Below are 16,941 nucleotides of genomic sequence, written 5' to 3'. Positions count from 1 at the left end.
GGAGAGCCTGATGACGGCCAAAGCAAAGACCGGCAGTTCGATCCTTGAGACGATCAAGACCATCGTCTACGCGCTGCTGATCGCCGGTGTCTTCCGCACCCTGTTTTTCCAGCCCTTCTGGATTCCGTCCGGATCAATGAAGGAAACCCTGCTGATCGGGGATTTCCTGTTCGTGAACAAGATGGCCTATGGCTATTCCTATGCCTCCTGCCCTAGCGTGCGTATTGGGGCGGTCGGGCTGAACATCGACGCCAAGGACATTTGCGGCTTTCTGGACGGTGACAACACACGCCTGATGGGCGGCGAGCCGGAGCGCGGTGATGTGGTGGTGTTCCGCCATCCGGTCAACGGCAACGACTTCATCAAGCGGCTGGTCGGCCTGCCGGGCGACAAGATCCAGATGAAGAACGGCGTGCTGTTCATCAATGGCGAAGCGGTCAAGCTGCAGGACGCCGGCCAGTTCGAGGAAGTGATGGAACGCCAGGGGCCGCAGGGCTCCTTCCCGCGCTGTGAAAACGCGCCGGTGGGTCAGGGCGCCATCTGCAAGAAGTCGCGCAAGCTGGAGACCCTGCCGGGCGGCAATGAGCATATCGTGCTCAACATCACCAACCAGGGCATGGACCACACCGGCGTCTACCAGGTGCCCGAAGGCCACTATTTCTTCATGGGCGACAACCGGGACAACTCCTCGGACAGCCGCCTGCCGCAATCCGCGGGCGGGGTTGGCTTTGTGCCTTATGAAAACCTGATCGGCCGCGCCGACCGGATCATGTTCTCCTCCGCCGGGCGGTCCATGCTCTATTTCTGGACCTGGCGCGGCGATCGTTTCTTCAAGGGGATCGAGTGAAACTGTCCAAGGAATTGCGCGCGTTCGAGGAGCGGATCGGGCATAAGTTTGCCCGCCCCGAGCTGCTGCAGCGCGCCGTGACTCATGCCTCCGTGTCCTCCTCCACCCGCAAGGACAACCAGCGGCTGGAGTTCCTGGGCGACCGGGTGCTGGGGCTGGTGATGGCAACTGCGCTGCTGGAGCATGACAAGACCGCCACCGAGGGCCAGCTGGCGCCGCGTTTCAATGCGCTGGTGCGCAAGGAAGCCTGCGCCGATGTCGCCAAGGAGATCGATATCGGCGCGGTGCTGAAGCTTGGCCGTTCCGAAATGATGTCCGGCGGCCGCCGCAAGCAGGCCTTGCTGGGCGATGCGATGGAGGCGGTAATCGCTGCGGTCTACAAGGACGCAGGCTTTGATGCCGCAGCCGAGATGATCCTGCGCCTGTGGGGCAGCCGTATTCACCAGGTCGAAACCGATGCGCGGGACGCCAAGACCTCGCTGCAGGAATGGGCGCAGGCCCGCGGGCAAAAGGTGCCGGTTTATGTCGAGGTGTCCCGCAGCGGCCCGGACCACGCGCCTGTCTTCACCATCGCAGCACGCCTGCAGGACGGTACCGAGGCTCAAGCAACTGCCGGTTCCAAGCGGCAGGCCGAACAGGCTGCCGCCAAGGCGCTGCTGGAGCAGCTCGGCTAAAGCTTCAGGTCACGCGGATATATCCCGCAAGGCCGGTTTTCTGGTGCTCGATCACATGGCAGTGGAAGGCCCAGTCGCCCGGGTTGTCGGCCACCAGCGCAATCTCGGCCACCTCGTCCTTCAGCAGCAGCATGGTGTCCGTCACCAATGGCGGCAGCTTGCGCAGGTTTGAGCGGATCGGAACAAACGCCAGTCCGTGCAAATGGATGGGATGCAGGTTCGGCGATTCATTCCTGAGCCTCAGCACATAACTCTTGCCGCGTTCCAGCGTGGCCAGCGGCCCGGTGCCCTTGGCGGCGTCGCCTGCCCAAGGGGTGCGGTTGATCGACCAGAAACTGTAACCCATCGAGCCGTAATAACCGTCATTGGGTGGCCCGCCCTCCGGCGTCCAGCCAAAGACGAAGTCATGCACCTCAGCATTTGCCAGATCCGGCCGGGAAACCGGGTTGGCGGGCAACGGCTTCAGTTCACGCAGGTCCCGCCCAAGGTTTGCGCCAACCGAGCGCAGCTGCGCCATGACGCGGGCGGGCTGGCCTGGCAGCTCCGCCAGCAGATCCGCCGTCTTCCCCTCCTGAGCAGGCATCCGCACCGCGAAATCCACCCGCTGTCCGGGGCCTACCAGCAGCGGCCCCTTCGCGGAGGGCAGGGGCAGCTCCATCTCCACCGGGTGCCCGTCCCAGGCTATGATCCGGGCCTGATCCGTGCTGAGGTGCAGCTTGTAAATCCGCGTGGTGTCCGTGTTGACGACCCGCAGCCTTACCAGCCCGCCCGCCGGATGATCATAGGCCGGCGCCTGCTGCCAGTTCGCGGTCAGCACATTGCCGTGGGTCCCGCCGCGGGCGGCACCGCGCGCGGTGTAATGGGGCAGGAACGCGCCATCATCATCAAGCCGGAAATCCCGCAAATTGACGGCCTGGTCGCCGTCAAAGCCGGGATCCTCCGCTTCCCGGATCACCATCACCCCGGTCAGCCCATGCGCCATCTGCGCCATGGTCATGCAATGCGGGTGATACCAGTAGGTGCCGGCATCCGGCGGTGTGAATTCGTAGTCGAATGCCTCACCGCTAACGATTGGCATCTGGGTCAGATAGGGCACCCCGTCCATCGCATTGGAAATCCGCAGTCCGTGCCAATGCATCGCGGTGTAATCCTCGGTGCCATTGGCCACCCGCAGCCGCATCGGCTCGCCCTGGGTCCCATAAATAACTGGCGGGGGTGCGTCAGGCGACAGGCTTACCAGCCCTTCGGTCGGTTTTTCCCGAAAGGCAAACCGGGCAGGCTGGATGGTCAGCTGTTGTGCGGCTGATGCGCTGGCCAAGCCCCACCTGGCTGTGCCAAGCGCCTGCCGACGCAGCAGTCCCAAGCAGAAATTCACGGCGGTTCATCAGGCAGGCCTCCTGTTATGAAGTCTGAGTAAGGCCTGGCTGCGGGTTTGGCTTGGCGCTCCGGTTCTCACATGGCCTCTGCCACAGGTCTTTGACCTAGGGCAAGGTTGTGTGACTGTGTCTCAGACCCCGTTTGAAAACGCCTCTGGCCCCTGTGGGTAAAATCCTGTAGGGGGTCTGCTCTGCAAACAGGATGTGTATTGATGACCACACGCGCCGGATTCGTTGCCCTGATCGGAGAGCCCAATGCGGGCAAGTCGACTCTTCTGAACCGTATGGTCGGGGCCAAGGTCTCGATCGTGACCCATAAGGTGCAGACCACACGCGCCCGTATCCGCGGCGTGGCAATGGAGGGCGACGCGCAAATCGTATTCGTCGACACGCCCGGCCTGTTCCGCCCGCGCCGCCGCCTGGACCGTGCGATGGTAGCCGCCGCCTGGGGCGGCGCTGCCGACGCCGATGTCGTCGTGCTGATGGTCGAGGCCCACCGCGGCATCACCGAAGGCGTTGAAACCATCCTGGAAGGCCTTGCCGAGATTGGCACCGGCCGCACCGTGGCGCTGGCGATCAACAAGATCGACAAGGTGCCCGCCGAGAAACTGCTGGGCCTCGCCCAGGACCTGAACAGCCGCTATGAATTCGCCGAAACCTTCATGATCTCGGCCGAACGCGGCCACGGCGTCGACGATTTGCGTCAATGGCTGGCAGGCCAGCTGCCGGAAAGCCCCTGGCTCTACCCCGAGGACCAGATCGCCGACCTGCCGATGCGGATGATCGCAGCGGAAATGACACGCGAGAAGCTGACCCTGCGCCTGCACCAGGAACTGCCTTACCAGCTGACCGTCGAGACCGAGAATTGGGAAGAGCGCAAGGACGGCTCCGCCCGGGTCGACCAGATCATCTATGTGGTCCGCGACGGCCACAAGGGCATCGTGCTGGGCAAGCGCGGCGAAACCATCAAAGCCGTCTCCCAAGCCGCCCGTGCCGAGCTGGAGGAATTCCTGGGCCGCAAGGTGCATCTGTTCCTGCAGGTGAAGGTGCGCCCGAACTGGCTGGAAGAGGCCGAGCGCTATTCCGAAATGGGCCTCGACTTCAAAGACGGCAATTGAAGCGCCCCATGCTTTTCACCTTTGTGAAAATACTCCCGCCGGAGGCTCCCGCACTGCCGGCTGGCGCTGCCGCCGGCGAAGGCGCGGCATGACCCGCCTCACTGCCGAATTCTGGGTGCAGGCCTATTTGGCCCGCCTGCGGCTGATGGATATCCCGGCCTTTGTCACCTCGCACGGTGACGACACGGCAGGTGCGGTGCTGGTCAAGCTCAACACGCTGGACGGCCAGGCCCGCGTCTTTCACCGCACCTTTGACCTGATGAGCGGCGCCCGCAAATGGGATGAGCTGGCCGCCGGGGCCGAGGCCGAGGTCGATGGCTCCATCCGCCGCCAGCGGGAATTCGATCCGGATCTCTGGGTGGTCGAGGTCGAGGACCGCTCCGGCCGCCATCTGCTGGACGAGCCAGGGCTGGAGTGACCCTGCCGCTTGCAGGCTGGCCTGCAATGCGCTCTGCTGGGGCGGACCGGATGACAGGGAGGCCCGCCATTGGAGTGGCGTGATCACGGCATATTGCTATCGATGCGCCGCCACGGCGAAAGTTCGGCAATCATAGACGTCTTCACTGAGGAGCACGGTCGCCACGCAGGCGTGGTGCGCGGCGGCGCCAGCCGCAGGATGGCCCCCATCCTGCAGCCCGGCGCGCAGCTGGATGTGACCTGGCGGGCGCGGCTGGAGGATCACCTGGGCAGTTATCACGCGGAACCCCTGCGCAGCCGGGCGGCGGCTGCTTTGTCGGGACGGCTGGCGCTGGCGGGGCTTAATGCGGTGACAGCGCTGCTGGCCTTCTGCCTGCCGGAGCGGGAGCCGCATCCGGACCTCTACACCCGCAGCGAACGGCTGCTGGATCTGCTGGAAAACGAGGAACTCTGGCCGCTCGCCTATCTGCGCTGGGAATTGGCGCTGCTGGAGGAGATGGGCTTTGGCTTGGACCTGTCGGCTTGTGCGGTGACCGGCAGGCAGGCCGGGCTGGCCTATGTGTCGCCAAAGACGGGCCGGGCTGTTTCACGTGAAGGCGCCGGGGAGTGGGCGGACCGGCTCTTGCCGTTGCCGCCGGTGATGCTGGGGAAAGGGGACGCAGGAGACGCCGAAATCCTGCAGGCGCTGCGCACCACCGGCTACTTCCTGGAAGCACACGTGGCGCCATCGCTGGGCAACCGGCCGTTGCCAGAGGCACGCGGGCGGCTGGCGGATCTGCTCAGCCGCCGGCTGTGAACAGCATCTCGCGCCCCTGGCCGTTGCTGAGGATCAGCACGCGGCCGGAAACCTCGGCCAGCGTCATCGCCTGCAAAGCTTGCAGGAAGGCGGCTTCGGCTTTCAGGCCGGGGCAGGCCGCCCGAGTCACGGCAAGGGCCTCAACCGCGAACCATGGATAAGGCGCAGTCTGTTTGCCCTTGAAGCTGTTGCAGGGCGCCTGTCCCGCTATGGTTCCGGGCTCCGGGAAGCGCAGGCTGGCGGCGGCGGTATAGGCTGCACCATCAATGCTTTGCAGACGCCAAAACTTTCCTGCGGCCCCGTAAGCCGACAGGGTTTCGTCCCCAGTGCAGGCCGCAATGAGCAGCAGGGCTTGCAGTAATATGAGACGCAACATGAGCTTTCCCGGAAAAGTGACTTCCGCACTGTGCGGGGCGGGCCGAAGAACTGCAGCGCTTTGGGTGCTGAAGGACGGAATTCACTGAGGGGAGCTCTCCCGCCCGTCGCGGCGGCATTGAAAAAGCCTTGCGCCCGTTGGGCCGGGCGCCGCGCGTTGCGCGGCGGGTACCGGTTCGAGCGAAAGGTGCGCTGCCGCGCCGTGCGCAGCACGGCGCCAGGCCCAACACCGGAAGCGCATTCCATGAATGCGCCGGAGGGGGCGGGAGGGCCGACGGTTAGTTTGCCTGAATGATCGCCGCCACTTTGCGGCCGATCTCGCTGCTGCCCTTGACCGACGGGTGGATCATGTCGAGCGCGTGATAGGAGCGGTCGCCATAGGGGACCAGGTCCTTGTTCGACACGAAATAGATGCCCTCGTCCAGCGCCGCCAGCCGTTCGATGCGGGATTCCAGTTCGTTGCCTTCGTCGCGGCAATGCTCGATCAGCGAGCCGACACCGGGGCTGCGCAGGTAGCCGACGTAAATCACCTTGGCGCCGGTTGCGCGCAGCTCAGACAGCATGCCGGGGATGGCGCCCTGGCGCCCGTCGCTGGAGATCAGCTTGTCCATCTTGCGGTTGCAGGCAAAGCAGCCGCAGCCAAGCCACAGGTCATTGCCGCCGCCGTTCACGATCACCCAGTCCCATTTTCCGGGTGTGTACTGCTTGCGGATATTCATCCCTGCGGCACCGGAGATCGGCAGCTTGTAAATGACCCGCGCCGCGGAGACCGAGCGGTCCACCACCGGCTCCTGCAGTTCGCGGGCAACAGCGTCGGTCACGGATTTGCCGGACAGGCTGTGCCAGGCCAGGAGCGAATCCCCCATGGCCAGAATACGGGACGGGTTCTCTGACGGCACGGAAGCTGCGCAGGCGGAGAGCAGCAGAAAAACGGGTAAAAGGAAGCAGCGGAAAAGTGTCATGGACACTTGTTAACCACAAATTGTTAAGGATCGAATAACCTGGCTTGGAAACAGTCTTATTCCTGACATCGGTTGCAACGAGGACGCATTCAGGGCGGGGCTGTTCTGCAAAACGAAAACCCGGCGCGAACGCCGGGCTTGAGCGGGAGTGCTCCCGGATCACTCTGTTATCAAGCTGTCAGCCCAGCAGGCGGCGGGCGATGACCTGCGCCTGGATCTCGGCGGCACCCTCGAAGATGTTGAGGATACGGGCGTCGCACAGCACGCGGGAGATCTTGTATTCCATCGCAAAGCCGTTGCCGCCGTGGATCTGCAGCCCGTTGTCGGCGGCCGCCCAGGCAACGCGCGCGCCCAAGAGCTTGGCCATGCCGGCCTCCAGGTCGCAGCGGTGGCCGTGGTCCTTTTCCCAGGCGGAGAAATAGGTCAACTGGCGGGCAATCATGATCTCCACCGCCATCATCGCCAGCTTGCCGGACACCCGCGGGAAATTGATCAGCGACTTGCCGAACTGCTTGCGCTCCTGCGCGTATTGCATGGCGATGTCCAGCGCCGACTGCGCCACGCCGATGGCGCGGGCCGCGGTCTGGATGCGGGCCGACTCAAAGGTCTCCATCAACTGTTTGAAGCCCTTGTTCTCCTCACCGCCCAGCAGGTTCTCCTGTTTCACGTGGAAATTGTCGAAGCCGAGCTCGTATTCCTTCATGCCGCGGTAGCCCAGCACCTCGATCTCGCCGCCGGTCATGCCGGGGGTGGGGAAGGGGGCCTCGTCGGTGCCCGGGGTCTTCTCCGCCAGGAACATCGAGAGCCCGCGGTGATCGGTGGTGTTCGGGTCGGTGCGCGCCAGCAGAGTCATCACATGGGTGCGGGCGGCGTGGGTGATCCAGGTCTTGTTGCCGGTGATCTTGTAATCGCCGTTCTCGTCCTTCACCGCACGGGTGCGCAGGCTGCCGAGGTCGGAGCCGGTGTTCGGCTCTGTGAAAACGGCGGTGGGCAGGATTTCCGCGCTGGCCAGTTTCGGCAGCCAGTTGGCCTTCTGCTCATCGGTGCCGCCGCACAGGATCAGCTCCGCCGCAATCTCCGACCGGGTGCCCAGTGAGCCGACGCCGATATAGCCGCGCGACAACTCTTCGGACACCACCACCATCGAGGCCTTCGACAGGCCGAAGCCGCCGTATTCCTCCGGGATGGTCAGGCCGAATACGCCCATCTCGGCCAGTTCCTCGATCACCTCCATCGGGATCAGCTCATCTTTCAGGTGCCAGTCATGGGCATTCGGCTCGACCTTCTCCACCGCATAGCGGCGGAACTGGTCGCGGATCATTTCCAGCTCTTCCTCCAGGCCGGAGGCGCCGAACATGGTGGAGCCTGCCTGTTCCTCCATCAGCTCCACCAGCCGGGTGCGGGCGGCCTGGCTGTTTCCTTGCGCGCTGAGCGTTTCCACCGCAGGCACCTTCAGCGTGTTCAGAGCGTCCGCGCCCAGTCCTAGATCCTGCAGGCGGATGATCTCGCCCTGGTTCATCTGGATGCCGCCGCTCACCTGCAGCAGGTATTCGCCAAAGCCGATCTGGTGAATCAGCTGCTCCATCTCGCCGAACTTGCCCTCGGCCTGCAGCTTCTCTGCCCATTTCTGCATCTGGCGCAGGCAGTAGACATAGGTCGCCAGCCACGACAGCCCGTGCGCCGCCACCTGGTTTTCCTCGATCAGCCGGCCGGAGACGCGGCCCTCCTCGCTGACCATCTCCTTGACCGAGGCGCGGGCGGCCTCAAACAGCTGGTCCAGCGGTTCCAGGGATGCGGCGGTCAGCGCCAGCAGGTCGGGGATGAGTGTCGGTTTCATATGCAAGTCCTGTCCGTCGTGGGCCATGAATCAGATCCTTTTCCGGTCGCCCGGTGGTAAATCATTTCGCAGGTGCAGCGCAACAAAAATACTCATGGGTGCGTCATTTGGATCAAATCTTGCGTGTTGATTTTGCCAATGCAGCACGCTGAGGATGTGATAGAGCGGAGGAATGACTGCATTGTTTTCTCTCCTTTCCCCGGCGGAGCTGGCGGCAGCATTTGGCATTGCGCTGCTGGCCGGCACCGTCAAAGGCCTGGTTGGTTTTGCCATGCCGATGATCTTCATCTCCGGCCTCAGCATGTTTTTGGCGCCGGACCTGGCGCTGGCAGGGCTGATTCTACCGACCTTGGTCACAAACGGTATGCAGGCGCTGCGGCAGGGGCCGGGCGCGGCGATGGCCTCCATTCGCAAGTTCCGGGTGTTCCTGCTGATCGGGCTGGTCTGCCTGCTGCTCAGCGCCCAGTCGGTGCGGGTCCTGCCGCAGCAGGCGCTGTTGCTGGTCATCGGTGCGCCTGTCACGGTCTTTGCCTGTATCCAGCTGATGGGAAAGGTGTTCTCCATCACCAGTCCAACCCGCCGCAGCGAAGCGGTCGTCGGCGGTGTGGCCGGGCTGATTGGCGGCGTGTCGGGCGTCTGGGGGCCGCCGACGGTGGCGTATCTGACGGCGCTGGGCACCGAGAAGACAGAGCAGATCCGGGTGCAGGGGGTAATCTACGGCCTGGGCGCGGTGGCCTTGCTGATTGCGCATGTCGGCTCGGGGGTGATGCGGGCTGAGACAGCCCCGTTCTCGCTGGCGCTGATCGTGCCGGCCGTCGCGGGCATGTGGATCGGCGGGCAGCTGCATGACCGGATCGACCAGGTTCTGTTCCGGCGGGCAACGCTGGTGGTGCTGCTGATTGCCGGGCTGAACCTGCTGCGCCGCGGGCTGGTGATGTGAGCAAGGCGCAGGCGGGAGGGATCATGCCACAAAGGTTCAGCGCCGAGCAGCTGGCAACGGGCTCTATCCTGATTGCGCTGGTGGTCATGGGGCTGAAAGTTACTGCCTGGATGATGACCGGCTCGGTGGCGCTCTTGTCGGATGCCTTGGAATCGCTGGTGAACATCGGCGGCGCGGTGATGGCCTGGTTTGCGGTGCGCTATGCCCAGCGGCCCCCGGATGCAGGCCATCCGTATGGCCACCATAAGGCAGAGTACTTCTCGGCGGTGATCGAGGGCATCCTGATCGTGATCGCGGCCCTGGTGATCCTGCATGAGGCCATCAGCGCGCTCACCCGCCCGGCTGCTGCCGACTGGGGCGCCGCGGGCATGGTGGTGAACGCACTGGCAATGCTGGTGAACCTCGCCTGGGCGCAGATGCTGCTGCGTGCGGGCACTCGGCTTAGCTCTCCGGCCCTGTCCGCCGGCGGCCGCCACCTGATGAGCGACGTCTGGACCTCTGCCGGGGTTCTGGCCGGGTTGGGGCTGGCGCTAGTCACCGGCTGGGCCGTGCTCGACCCGCTGCTGGCGCTGCTGGTCGGCGTCAACATCCTGCGCGAGGGCTGGCTGGTGATCGCCTCGTCCGTCAGCGGCCTGATGGACACCGCCGCCCCGGAGGAGGAACGCGCAAGGATCGAGGAGATTATCCACCGCACAGCCAATGGCGCGATGCAGGTCCACGGCCTCAAAACCCGCCGCGCCGGCCGCGCGTTGTTTGTCGAGTTTCATATGGTGGTGGATGGCGCCATGCGCGTGCGCGCCGCTCATGACATTTGCGATAGGGTGGAGGCTGCCTTGAAGGGAGCGCTCCCGGATGCGCAGGTGGTGATTCACGTGGAGCCGGAGCATAAGCTGGAGCCCGCCGGGATCAAGCCGCGCTGAAGCGTTTGCAATTCCGCCCGGCCTCCCGTTTAAGCACTGCCAATCAGGCAAAGGAGCAGGCACATGGCGATGGAATGGAACAGGTTGCTGAACCCGGGGAGGCTGTGCCGGCCGGAGTATGGCGAGAAACCGGGCCGCCCGGCCTATCTGCAGGATTATGACCGGATCCTGTTCAGCGAACCCTTCCGCCGCCTGGCTCAGAAAACCCAGGTGCACCCGCTGCACGACCATGACCACGTGCATCACCGGATGATACACAGCATGGAAACCGCCAGCGTAGGCCGCTCTCTGGGCGCAGGCGTGGGGGCTGCGCTGGTGGAACGCGGCAGCCTGAAGGCGGATCAGACCGCGCGGCTGGCAGGCCATGTGGAGGCCGCCTGCCTGGTGCATGACATCGGCAACCCGCCCTTTGGCCACTCCGGGGAGGACAGCATCGGCGACTGGTTTGCAGCGCAGTTCCGGTCCGGCCAAGGCGTGGCCGCGGCGGTACCAGCGCATTTGCAGGCGGAATTCGAGAATTTCGAGGGAAACGCGCAGGGCTTCCGCATCGTCGGGCGGCTGGAATACGCCCAGCAGCAGGGCGGGCTGCGGCTCAGCTATGCGACGCTTGGCGCCTTCATGAAATATCCGTGCACTCGTCAGGTGCGGGATGAGGCTGTGGGGCCCAGCAAGGCACCCTATGTGGGTCTCAAGAAGTTTGGGGTGTTCCACTCCGACGCAGAGCTGTTTGAGGAAACCGCCGAGGCGCTGGGCCTGCCGGCCGAGCCAGGCGGCTGGCGGCGGCGGCACCCGCTGGCCTTCCTGGTCGAGGCGGCAGATGACATCTGTTACCGCATCCTGGATATCGAGGATGCGGCCAGCATGGGCGACCTGGACCGCACTGAGGTTGCCGAGGCGCTGGAAGCCATCATTGGCAAGCCGAACGAGGACCGCGGCCTGCCGATGCGCGACCGGATCGGGCTGCTGCGCGCCTTTGCAATCGGCCAGTCGATCGACGCCGCCGTGACGGCCTTTCTGGAAAACTATGACGCCATCATGATGGGTGAGTTCAACGACGGGCTGATGGAAGTGTCTTCCAAGGCGCAGGCCTTTGCCCGGCTGAAAGAGCTGTCAGAGCAGCGGATCTTTGTCGCCCGCCGCAAGACTGAACTGGAGATCACCGGGCGCCAGGTGCTGCATTCGGTGCTGGACCATTTCCACGGTCTTTATGGCGACCTGCGTGCGTGCGGCTGGGACGCACAGGAGCTGAAAGCCCGGCACGGCTACTGGGCCAAGCTGATCCGTGCTGTGGATCTGGACCTGCGCGGGGTGGAGGACGCCTACACCGCGATGCATTCGCTGGCCGATTTCGTCTCTGGCATGACCGACCGCTATGCGCTGAAAGTACGGGACATGGTCACGGGATCGGTGGTGCGCTAACCGGCCTTAGTTTCGCTGGCTGCCTCCCGTGCTTCATCGCGCTTGCGCTGGGCCATCGTGTCGGTGATGCGGCTGGCCCAGCGGTTGTTCTCATCCGCCAGCGCCTTGATCTCCCGGGCAAGATAGGCAAAGCCTAGGCCTGCCTTACCCGCCCGCGCGGCCTCGATCCCGGCGTTGATCGCCAGGATGGACAGCTTCTGGACGGACCTCAGGATGTTTTCGGCCAAATTGATGATTTCGGCGTTGGCTTCCTCGGTGCGGTTCAATGTCTCCTGCAGTTCATTGCGTAGGTTGACCTCGGCCGAGGCATCCACCACCAGCCCTTCGAGATAGATCATCTCGCCGCTGTCGTCATAGACCGCATTGCCACGCTCGCGCACCCATGTCTCCGAGCCGTCGGGCCGACTCAGCCGGTAGGCGACATCCCAGTTCTCCTTTGCTTCGATGGCTGCATCCACCTCGGCGAAAACCCGGTCAATGTCGCCTGCATGGGTCAAGCCCACGTAAGACACTTTGGAGTTCTCCAGAATGTCCGATTTCGGGCAGCCGCAGAGCTTCTCGACCTGTCCGGCCATGAACTTCATCGTGAAGTTCTCGTCATTGGCACAGCGGTACACAAAGGCGCTGCCGGTACTGAAAATACTGTTGAAAACCGTCAAAGCCTCTTTATCCATTTCGCCCTCCCCGGTGTGGCGCAATAATCAGTCAAACAGCCGCAAAGCCGCGCTTGCGGAAGATTTGCGCTGGAGAGGTTAAGGAAGTGTTTATTGGAAAATTAATTTCCTGAAATGAAAAACCCCAGCGCAGGGCTGGGGTTTTCTTTACTCGGAGGAATTTGGACAGCATCAGCCGATGGCTGCGGCCTTCACGTCCTCGTCGATGAACGGCAGGTACTGCTCGAAGTTGTCGGAGAACATCTGCACCAGCTTGGCCGCCTGGGTGTCATAGGCGTCCTTGTCATCCCAGGTGCGGCGCGGATCCAGCAGCAGCTCCGGCACGCCTGGCACGTTTACCGGCACGTCAAAGCCAAAGTTCACGTCCTTGCGGAATTCTGCATCCGCCAGCGACCCGTCCAGTGCCGCGGTCAGCAGCGCGCGGGTTGCCTTAATCGGCATCCGGCTGCCGGTGCCATAGGCGCCGCCGGTCCAGCCGGTGTTCACCAGCCAGCAGGTCGCGCCGTGCTGGGCGATCTTTTCGCGCAGCAGGTTGCCGTAAACCTCGGGGCGGCGCGGCATGAAGGGGGCGCCGAAGCAGGTCGAGAAGGTCGGCTCCGGCTCGGTCACGCCGCGCTCGGTGCCGGCCACCTTGGAGGTGAAGCCCGACAGGAAGTGGTACATCGCCTGCGCCGGGGTCAGCCGCGAGATCGGAGGCAGCACGCCGAAGGCATCGCAGGTCAGCATGATGATGTTCTTCGGGTGGCCGCCGCGGGCGCTGGCCGATGCATTGGAGATGTAATGCAGCGGGTAGGCGCAACGCATGTTGGCGGTCAGGCTGTCGTCGTTGAAATCCAGCTCTTTGGTTTCCTCATCGAACACCATGTTCTCGATCACGGTGCCGAACTTGTGGGTGGTGGCGTAGATTTCCGGCTCTGCCTCGGGGTTCAGGTTGATGGTCTTGGCATAGCAGCCGCCTTCGAAGTTGAAGGTGCCGTTGGACGCCCAGCCATGCTCGTCATCGCCGATCAGAACGCGGTCCGGGTCGGCGGACAGGGTGGTTTTGCCGGTGCCGGAAAGGCCGAAGAATACCGCGGTGTCGACCGCGTTGCCCTTGGCGTGGTTGGCGGAGCAGTGCATCGGCATGATGCCCTTTTCCGGCAGCAGGTAGTTCAGCAGGGTGAACACCGATTTCTTGTTCTCGCCTGCGTATTCAGTGCCGCCGATCAGGATCACCTTCTTGTCGAAGTTCAGCGCGATCACGGTTTCGGACCGGCAGTCGTGCTTCTTCGGGTCGGCCTGGAAGGACGGGCAGTTGATGATGGTGAAATCGGCCACGAAGTCGTTCAGGTCCTCGCGGTCGGGACGGCGCAGCAGGTGGCGGATGAACAGGTTGTGCCAGGCGAGCTCAGTGACCATGCGGACGTTGATCGCATGCACCGGATCGGCGCCGCCGACCAGGTCCTGCACAAAGTAGTCGCGGCCCTTCATGTGCTCCAGCATGTCGGCATAGAGCGCATCGAAGCCTTCCGGGCTCATTGCGGCATTGTTATCCCACCAGATGGTGTCGCGGACGCTGTCGGTTTTCACGACATGTTTGTCCTTGGGCGAGCGGCCGGTGAACTTGCCGGTGGTCACGAGGAAGGCGCCGCCATTGCCCAGCGTGCCTTCGCCGCGCTTCAGCGCGGCTTCGATCAGCGCCGGCTCCATGAAGTTGTAATAGACATTTCCCAGACCCTCGATGCCCTGATCTTCGAGGCGGAATTGCGGGTTAACCCGTCCAGATGTCATGCGTTTTTTCTCCTGTGGCGGCGCGGGCGGCACGCAGGCTGCGCGGCTGCGCCATTGGGGCAATAGAAAACGGCAAGGCTGCCGGTGGCGCGGTCTTAACACGGCGTTTTAGGCGGTGAACAGGCCGCTTACCCCCAGTTAGCGCCACCAAGGCAATGTTTAGCGCAACCATTATTTGCAATGCAGAAAAGCGCCCGCTTGTTCAGCAGACGCTAAGGTATTTTTGCCCCAATTGAGCCCAAAGATCGCCGCGATTCTTCAAATGGGATTGATTCGGCGCATCATAACGGCGATGAAAGTGGTAAAAACAAAACACAGAACAGAGCAGATTAGGGGCAATTCCAATGTCAAAGATTGCTTTGGTTGACGATGACAGGAACATCCTGACATCGGTTTCCATGACGCTTGAGGCCGAGGGCTTTGAGGTCGAAACCTATAATGACGGCCAGGCGGCGCTGGACGCCTTCAACAAGAAGCTGCCCGACATGGCTGTGCTGGACATCAAGATGCCGCGCATGGATGGCATGGATCTGCTGCAGCGGCTGCGCCAGAAAACCCAGATGCCGGTGATCTTCCTCACCTCCAAGGACGACGAGATCGACGAGGTGCTGGGGCTGCGCATGGGCGCCGACGATTACGTCAAGAAACCTTTCTCGCAGCGGCTTTTGGTTGAACGGATCCGGGCGTTGTTGCGCCGGCAGGAGGCGATCAGCAGCGATGCCGCCGGCAGCAGCAGCCCCGAGACCAAGGTGATGGAACGCGGCAACCTGCGGATGGATCCGCTGCGCCACGCGGTTAGCTGGAAGGGCAAGGACGTGTCGCTGACGGTGACCGAATTCCTGCTGCTGCAGGCGCTGGCCCAGCGGCCGGGCTTTGTCAAAAGCCGCGATCAGCTGATGGATGTGGCCTATGATGACCAGGTTTATGTGGACGACCGGACCATCGACAGCCATATCAAGCGCCTGCGCAAGAAAATGCGCAGCGCGGATCCGGAATTTGCGGCAATCGAAACTCTTTATGGAATCGGTTACCGTTATAATGAAGAATAAGCGGCACGTTTGAGCGGGGCGGTTCGCCCCCGGCCGGAGGAGTGGGCGCGCATGCGCGATACCAGCATAATGCAACGCCAGCAGGACGGCGATGTTGTTCTGGGGGAGGATTGGGTCACCCCCGAGCAATCCGTCACGCGGGAAATGCAGGTCAAACGCGCGCGCCGCGGGCTGTTGCCGCTCAAGGGTTCGCCGCTGACCCGCAAGATCATCACCTTCAACCTGATTGCGCTGATCATACTGGTCACCGGAATCCTGTATCTGAATTCCTCGCGCCAGAGCCTGGTGCAGCAGCGCGCGGGTACGCTGGTTTCTGAGGCGATGCTGGCCGCAGATGTATTCGAGGCGGAAATGCCGGCCGCAGGAGCGGTCAGCTTTGCTGCCGGTGATGGCATCCAGGTCGAGGATACGCTGGCCCGCCTCAGCCTGCGCGGCGGCGTCGAGGCCTTTGTTTTCGATACCACCGGCAATCTGATTTCCAGCATCAAGGGCGTCGATCGCAGCGATGCCCTGAATGTGCTGAACGACAGCGGCAGAAGCAGGACGCTGATCAGCGATGCGCTGTCTGCTCTGTGGGGGATCGCCGATGGTGACGGCACGCCAGCCGCCGGCGCCGGCAGCCCCAGCCCGTCGCTGCAGGAACGGCTGGGCGGCCTGGTCGACCGGGCGATGAATGGCGGCACCGGGGTTGAAACGGTCGTGGATACCAGCGGCAGCCGTGTGATCTCGGCCGCAACCCCCATCATGCACAATGGCAACGCGGTCGGGGTGATTGCGCTGACGTCGCCCACTGGTGAAGTGGAGGCGCTGGTGCGCGGCGAGCAGGAGCGGGTGCTGCAGATGTTTGTGGTTGCCCTGCTGGTGTCCGTCGGCCTCAGCCTGGTGCTGGCCTCAACGATTGCCAATCCGCTGGCCGACCTGGCCGAGGCCGCTGAACTGGGCCGTGAACGCGGCAGCCGCAAGTCCAGCCCGGGCCGGATCCGCATTCCCGACCTCTCCGCCCGCCCGGATGAGATCGGCCGCCTCAGCCGCGCTTTGCGCGGCATGGTCAAGGCGCTCTATACCCGCATCGACAGCAACGAACAGTTCGCCGCCGATGTGGCGCATGAAATCAAGAATCCTCTCGCCAGTCTGCAGTCTGCAGTCGGCACCCTGCGCATGGTCAAGCGCGACGATCAGCGCGAGAAGCTGATGGATGTGATTGAACACGACGTGCGCCGCCTGGACCGGCTGGTCAGCGACATTTCCAATGCCTCGCGGCTTGATGCAGAGCTGGTCAAGGAAGAGGAAGAGGAGTTCGACCTGCTGGCTATGCTGGGCAATCTGAACCAGTACCTGGGCGAGGACGCCCGTGCCAAGGGGATCGACTACATCACCGACCTGCCGGCCCAGCCCATCCAGCTGCAAGGGCTGGAGGCACGGCTGGCACAGGTCTTTGTCAACCTGATCACCAATGCAATCTCCTTCTGCGAGGAGGGCGACGCCATCCGCGTCTGGGCCCGCCGCCGCGCTAACCGGGTGCTGGTTGTGGTCGAGGACACCGGCCCCGGCATTCCGGACCAGGCGCTGTCCAAGATCTTCAAACGCTTCTACTCGCAACGCCCGGTGGAGCATTTCGGCAATAACTCCGGCCTTGGCCTGGCAATCTCCAAGCAGATTGTCGAGGCGCATGGCGGCGTGATCTGGGCCGAAAACATCCGCCCGACTGAGGCCGATGTAACCTCTGAACCTCTGGGCGCGAGGTTTGTGGTCGGCCTGCCGGTGTAA

General features: G+C 63.4%; 17 protein-coding genes. 10 read left to right on the top strand and 7 right to left on the bottom strand.

What is annotated here, in order from left to right; all coding sequences use genetic code 11:
* The first annotated feature begins 10 nt into the window (after window positions 1–10).
* On the top strand, window positions 11–847 hold the full coding sequence (gene lepB, locus ACFMBG_RS19100; protein ID WP_421056267.1) for a signal peptidase I: 837 nt from the start codon (window positions 11–13) through the stop codon (window positions 845–847).
* A complete protein-coding gene (gene rnc, locus ACFMBG_RS19095; protein WP_421056266.1) occupies window positions 844–1,521 on the top strand; it encodes a ribonuclease III in 678 nt (225 codons plus the stop codon). Before lepB ends, rnc begins: the two co-directional genes overlap by 4 nt.
* Window positions 1,522–1,525: 4 nt before the next feature.
* Here the strand turns inward: rnc and ACFMBG_RS19090 are convergent, their stop codons facing one another.
* Window positions 1,526–2,839 (bottom strand): multicopper oxidase family protein, encoded by a 1,314-nt coding sequence (locus ACFMBG_RS19090; protein ID WP_421056265.1) that lies wholly within the window; start codon window positions 2,837–2,839, stop codon window positions 1,526–1,528.
* Window positions 2,840–3,109: 270 nt separating this feature from the next.
* On the opposite strand from ACFMBG_RS19090, the gene era reads away from it, so the two are divergent.
* The 3 genes from era (at window position 3,110) to recO (ending at window position 5,228) form a co-directional block, all read left to right on the top strand.
* Window positions 3,110–4,015, top strand: a complete 906-nt coding sequence (era, locus tag ACFMBG_RS19085; protein ID WP_421056264.1) for a GTPase Era — start codon at window positions 3,110–3,112, stop codon at window positions 4,013–4,015.
* A gap of 88 nt (window positions 4,016–4,103) precedes the next feature.
* On the top strand, window positions 4,104–4,433 hold the full coding sequence (locus ACFMBG_RS19080) for a DUF1491 family protein (RefSeq protein ID WP_421056263.1): 330 nt from the start codon (window positions 4,104–4,106) through the stop codon (window positions 4,431–4,433).
* Between the two features lie 69 nt (window positions 4,434–4,502).
* Window positions 4,503–5,228, top strand: coding sequence for a DNA repair protein RecO (recO, locus tag ACFMBG_RS19075; RefSeq protein ID WP_421056262.1), 726 nt, complete (start codon window positions 4,503–4,505; stop codon window positions 5,226–5,228).
* On the opposite strand, the gene ACFMBG_RS19070 is transcribed toward recO, so the two are convergent.
* The 4 genes from ACFMBG_RS19070 to ACFMBG_RS19055 form a co-directional block, all read right to left on the bottom strand.
* Window positions 5,212–5,604, bottom strand: coding sequence for an META domain-containing protein (locus tag ACFMBG_RS19070; protein ID WP_421056261.1), 393 nt, complete (start codon window positions 5,602–5,604; stop codon window positions 5,212–5,214). The genes recO and ACFMBG_RS19070 overlap by 17 nt on opposite strands.
* Window positions 5,605–5,881: 277 nt before the next feature.
* Window positions 5,882–6,469 (bottom strand): SGNH/GDSL hydrolase family protein, encoded by a 588-nt coding sequence (locus ACFMBG_RS19065; RefSeq protein ID WP_421056260.1) that lies wholly within the window; start codon window positions 6,467–6,469, stop codon window positions 5,882–5,884.
* A 274-nt stretch (window positions 6,470–6,743) separates the two neighbouring features.
* On the bottom strand, window positions 6,744–8,429 hold the full coding sequence (locus ACFMBG_RS19060) for an acyl-CoA dehydrogenase family protein (protein ID WP_421056259.1): 1,686 nt from the start codon (window positions 8,427–8,429) through the stop codon (window positions 6,744–6,746).
* Window positions 8,430–8,432: 3 nt separating this feature from the next.
* Window positions 8,433–8,690 (bottom strand): hypothetical protein, encoded by a 258-nt coding sequence (locus ACFMBG_RS19055; protein ID WP_421056333.1) that lies wholly within the window; start codon window positions 8,688–8,690, stop codon window positions 8,433–8,435.
* Between ACFMBG_RS19055 and ACFMBG_RS19050 the strand changes: the two genes are divergently transcribed.
* The 3 genes from ACFMBG_RS19050 to dgt all read left to right on the top strand — a co-directional run bounded on the left by ACFMBG_RS19050 (window position 8,575) and on the right by dgt (window position 11,681).
* Window positions 8,575–9,342: a sulfite exporter TauE/SafE family protein gene (locus tag ACFMBG_RS19050; RefSeq protein ID WP_421056258.1), complete on the top strand. Its 768-nt coding sequence runs from the start codon at window positions 8,575–8,577 to the stop codon at window positions 9,340–9,342. The genes ACFMBG_RS19055 and ACFMBG_RS19050 overlap by 116 nt on opposite strands.
* Window positions 9,343–9,365: 23 nt before the next feature.
* Window positions 9,366–10,262 (top strand): cation diffusion facilitator family transporter, encoded by an 897-nt coding sequence (locus ACFMBG_RS19045; RefSeq protein ID WP_421056257.1) that lies wholly within the window; start codon window positions 9,366–9,368, stop codon window positions 10,260–10,262.
* Between the two features lie 63 nt (window positions 10,263–10,325).
* A complete protein-coding gene (dgt, locus tag ACFMBG_RS19040) occupies window positions 10,326–11,681 on the top strand; it encodes a dGTP triphosphohydrolase (protein WP_421056256.1) in 1,356 nt (451 codons plus the stop codon).
* Here the strand turns inward: dgt and ACFMBG_RS19035 are convergent.
* On the bottom strand, window positions 11,678–12,355 hold the full coding sequence (locus ACFMBG_RS19035) for a methyl-accepting chemotaxis protein (RefSeq protein ID WP_421056255.1): 678 nt from the start codon (window positions 12,353–12,355) through the stop codon (window positions 11,678–11,680). The two genes, dgt and ACFMBG_RS19035, sit on opposite strands and share 4 nt — an antisense overlap.
* A gap of 171 nt (window positions 12,356–12,526) precedes the next feature.
* The gene (locus ACFMBG_RS19030; RefSeq protein ID WP_421056254.1) at window positions 12,527–14,125 is read right to left on the bottom strand and encodes a phosphoenolpyruvate carboxykinase; all 1,599 of its coding nucleotides are present in this window, start codon (window positions 14,123–14,125) and stop codon (window positions 12,527–12,529) included.
* 344 nt (window positions 14,126–14,469) lie between these two features.
* Between ACFMBG_RS19030 and ACFMBG_RS19025 the strand changes: the two genes are divergently transcribed.
* Both ACFMBG_RS19025 and ACFMBG_RS19020 read left to right on the top strand, forming a co-directional pair.
* Complete coding sequence (locus ACFMBG_RS19025; RefSeq protein ID WP_421056253.1) at window positions 14,470–15,174, top strand: response regulator transcription factor; 705 nt, start codon at window positions 14,470–14,472, stop codon at window positions 15,172–15,174.
* Window positions 15,175–15,225: 51 nt separating this feature from the next.
* A complete protein-coding gene (locus tag ACFMBG_RS19020) occupies window positions 15,226–16,941 on the top strand; it encodes a sensor N-terminal transmembrane domain-containing protein (RefSeq protein ID WP_421056252.1) in 1,716 nt (571 codons plus the stop codon).

Source organism: Leisingera coralii (assembly GCF_049056525.1).
GTDB lineage: Bacteria > Pseudomonadota > Alphaproteobacteria > Rhodobacterales > Rhodobacteraceae > Leisingera > Leisingera coralii.
Note: the sequence above shows the minus strand (reverse complement) of the source record. Positions and strands in the feature narration are given on the sequence as shown.